General features: G+C 70.8%; 2 protein-coding genes and 2 pseudogenes. 3 read left to right on the top strand and 1 reads right to left on the bottom strand.

Going from position 1 to position 3,454, the window contains the following annotated elements; genetic code table 11:
• A pseudogene (locus tag ABT116_RS40960) lies at positions 1-165 on the bottom strand (dienelactone hydrolase family protein); the annotation flags it as partial.
• Positions 166-722: 557 nt separating this feature from the next.
• Between ABT116_RS40960 and ABT116_RS40965 the strand changes: the two are divergent.
• The 3 genes and pseudogenes from ABT116_RS40965 to ABT116_RS40975 all read left to right on the top strand — a co-directional run.
• A pseudogene (locus ABT116_RS40965) lies at positions 723-914 on the top strand (transposase); the annotation flags it as partial.
• A 277-nt stretch (positions 915-1,191) separates the two neighbouring features.
• Positions 1,192-1,884 carry a response regulator transcription factor gene (locus ABT116_RS40970; protein WP_351645254.1) on the top strand — a complete coding sequence of 231 codons (693 nt, stop codon included), beginning with the start codon at positions 1,192-1,194 and terminating at the stop codon, positions 1,882-1,884.
• Entirely contained in the window at positions 1,881-3,332 is a 1,452-nt protein-coding gene (locus ABT116_RS40975; protein WP_351645257.1) for a HAMP domain-containing sensor histidine kinase, read from the top strand. Before ABT116_RS40970 ends, ABT116_RS40975 begins: the two co-directional genes overlap by 4 nt.
• The last annotated feature ends 122 nt before the right edge of the window (positions 3,333-3,454 follow it).

Raw genomic sequence — 3,454 nt, forward strand, 5'->3', positions numbered from 1 at the left:
GGCGAGCACATCGGCCCGGCGGCGCTCGACGCCGCTGAGCCCCACCCCCTCGGGCCCGACCAGGACCGCGGGCCTGCGGTCGACACCGGCCGGGAGCGCGAGGTGCCCGATCATCGTCAGACCGTCGGCCGCGTATTCGATCGTGCGCGTTGTAACCGTCGTCATGAGCCTGGACTGTAGTGATCGTCGAGCCCGGTCGGGCCGGTGTTCTGCCGCTGGCAGAAGGCAGGTCTCTGGCGTATTCCGGAACCATCCCGCGGACCAAACACTCAGTTAGTTCCGAGAAGCCTGCGTCCGCTGCTACCTCCTTTGCCACCGACGACGACGGGTCCCGCCGACGTGTGGCCGCGATGATGTCCGTGGTCAGCACTGAGGTGTCCAGCAGCGCGCGGCGCAGCGGCCCGCGCTTGTACAGGGTGCGCCGTATGGACGGCGCCAGGTCGTTCATCCGCGCATCTTAGTTCGGGCGTTGACCTGGTCGGTGCGGAATTCCGGCGCCGTGCATAGGCGGTATCGACTCGTTTAGAGGACGCTGAGCCCTACCGCCACAACCGGCTCCGGCGCTCTCCGAGCCCCTGCAGTCCCCAAGCCGGTCAGCGAGCAAGCTACGGCCTCGGCGCAGGCCGCGATGGCAAGCGACCGGCATCCAGTCCGCCGAAGTGGGTGGCAACGTCTGCGCGCCTGTGTGAGGTTGACGACCGTGACGTACGGCTATGTTCCGGGCTCGCAAGGGCACCGAGTCCAGCGAACGATTAGGGCGCCGCCGCTGGGTCATCGAGCGCACCATGTCGAAGCTGTCCGGCTACCGCCGACTCAGCCCCCGCTATGAACGCAATCCCCGCAACTACCTTGCCTTTCTCGGCCTAGCCGCCGCCCTCTGCTGCTGCAAGAGACTCGTCCGCCTCACCACGTAGGACACGGTCTAAGGGGCCAGCTCGATGAGCGGACCGAGGAACTCGATGCTGCGCGGGCGGCTAACCGGGAACTGACCCGGGCACTGAACCAGGCCCGCTGACGCCAGCTGCCGGTGCGATGCCGGTCATCTGCACATGCCTTGCTCATGAGCCGACGGTAGGTTCCATTTCGCAGGTATCCGTAAGGGCGCGGTCCCCAGCGACGCTCTAATCCTGGCCTCAGGTTGATCGGGGACAATGAGCGGCAAAAACATCGACTGGAAGGGGGCGGGCCGGCGTGCGGATCATGATCGCGGATGATGAAGCGGCCATCCGTGAGTCGCTGGAGCGGGTGCTCCAGGTCGAGGGTTACGACACCAGCACCGTCGCCAACGGTCTCGCCGTGCTCGACGGGGTCGGTGGGGCCGACGGCGACACGCTGGATCTTCTGATCCTCGACGTGATGATGCCCCGCCTCGGCGGGCTGGAGACCTGCCGGCGGTTGCGGGCCGCGGGTCGGGATCTGCCGGTACTGATGCTGACCGCCCGTGACCAGGTCTCCGACCGGGTCACGGGGCTGGACGCGGGCGCCGACGACTACCTGCCCAAGCCGTTCGCCACCGAGGAGCTGCTGGCCCGGGTGCGGGCCCTGCTGCGCCGGCGCACGCCGACCGACGGGGAGTCGCAGATCCTGTCGTTCGCCGACGTCCGGCTCGATCCCGACAGGTTCGAGGCGTGGCGGGCCGAGCGGCCGCTGCGCCTGACCCGGACCGAGTTCTCCCTCCTCCAGGTCCTCATGAGCAACGCGACCCGGGTCTTGACCCGCGACACGCTGTTCGAGGCGATCTGGGGCTTCGACATGAGCGCCACCGCCAACAACCTCCAGGTATACGTGAGCTACCTGCGCCGCAAGATGGAGGCCGAGGGTGAGCCGCGATTGATCTACACGCTGCGCGGCCTGGGTTACGTGCTGCGGGAGACTCCTCCGTGAGCAGGCCCGCCGGCCGGGAACCGCGCCGGCTGACCCGATGGTGGCGCCGACGGTCCCTGCGGGCGAGGCTGACGGTGATCGCGGCGACGGCCATCGCGGTCAGCGTGTTCGTGGCCTTCCAGGTGGCCAGCGAACTACTGGGCTGGGAGCTGCAGGACAGCGCCAAGAATCAGCTGCGCGCCGACTCCCGCGTCCTGGCGACGAACGCGCAGCGCGCCGGTCTGGCGCAGGTCCAGCTACCGCCATATCCCGGATCCGGTCGGCTGGTGCGGGTCATCCTGCCCGACGGCTCGACCCGGACGCCGGCCGGCCAACCCGCGCTGCCCCCCGTCAGCGAGCACGCCGAGCGGGTGGCGCAGGGCGCGTCGGCCGACCTGATGGAGTCGAACGACAGCGACGAGGACGGCTACCTCATCTACACGCTGCGGGCGGGCGACGGCGCGGTCCAGGTGGCCCAGGTCGCCGACGACAGCCCGATCAACCAGTTCGGGTTCGGCATGCTGCTGATCGGGCTGCTCTGCGTGGTCGGCGGCGCCCTTGTCGGGCGGACCGTGGCGCGGACCGGGCTGGCACCGATCGACAGGCTGACCGCCGCCGCGGTACGTGTCGCGCACACCCGGGATCTCGACGCCGACATCCCGGATGAGGGCGGCGGGGAGATCCGGCGGCTGATCCAGTCGATCAACGACATGCTCGCCGCGCTCCGGGACTCCCGGCGGGCCCAGCGGCTGCTCGCCGAGGACGCCGCCCACGAGCTCAAGACCCCGCTCACCAGCCTGCGCCTCAACGTCGAGCTGCTGATACGGCTCGATCGGCGCGGCACCCTGGACAGCGCACTGCCGGCGGAGAGCCGGACCCGGCTGCTCAACGATCTCGGCGCCCAGGTGGCCGAGTTGAGCACCCTTGTCGCCGAGCTGACCGACCTGGCGCGCGGTGACGTCAGCGACGAGAACACCGAGCTGCTCGACCTCGCTGACGTGGTGGCGGCCGCCGCGACCCGGGCACGTTCCCGCGCGCCCGACGTCGAGGTCGCGCTCGACGTGACCTCCGTGTGGGTGAGCGGGCGTCCCGCTGCGCTCGAGCGGGCGGTGCTCAACCTCATTGACAACGCCGGCAAGTGGTCCCCCGCGGACCAGCCGGTCCAGGTCCGGCTCCGTGCCGAGGACGCGTCGGTGGTGCTCGAGGTCGACGACGCCGGGCCGGGCATCGACGCCGCCGACGTACCGCGGGTGTTCGACCGGTTCTACCGTGCCGACAGCGCCCGGGCGTTGCCGGGATCCGGTCTGGGGCTGTCGATCGTGCAGCGGGTCGTCGACGCCCACGGCGGCCGGGCCAGCGTCGCCCGCTCCGCACGCGGTGGCGCGCTGCTTCGGGTCGACCTTCCGGCCGCGGTCCCGCCCGCCCCGATCGCGCGGGTCACCGCCGGGGAGGACACCGCGGCGTGCTGACCCGCCCGGCGGCGCGGCGCAGGACGAGGGACGGCGGCCCTCGGGCATGGCCCCGCGCGGCTCACCGTCGGGGCTGGACACCGCGGTGCGCCCCAGCCCCGGCGTGTGGCGCAGGACCAAAG

The sequence above is a fragment of the Streptomyces sp. NPDC002130 genome (assembly GCF_040296465.1).
In the GTDB taxonomy this organism is placed as follows: domain Bacteria; phylum Actinomycetota; class Actinomycetes; order Streptomycetales; family Streptomycetaceae; genus Streptomyces.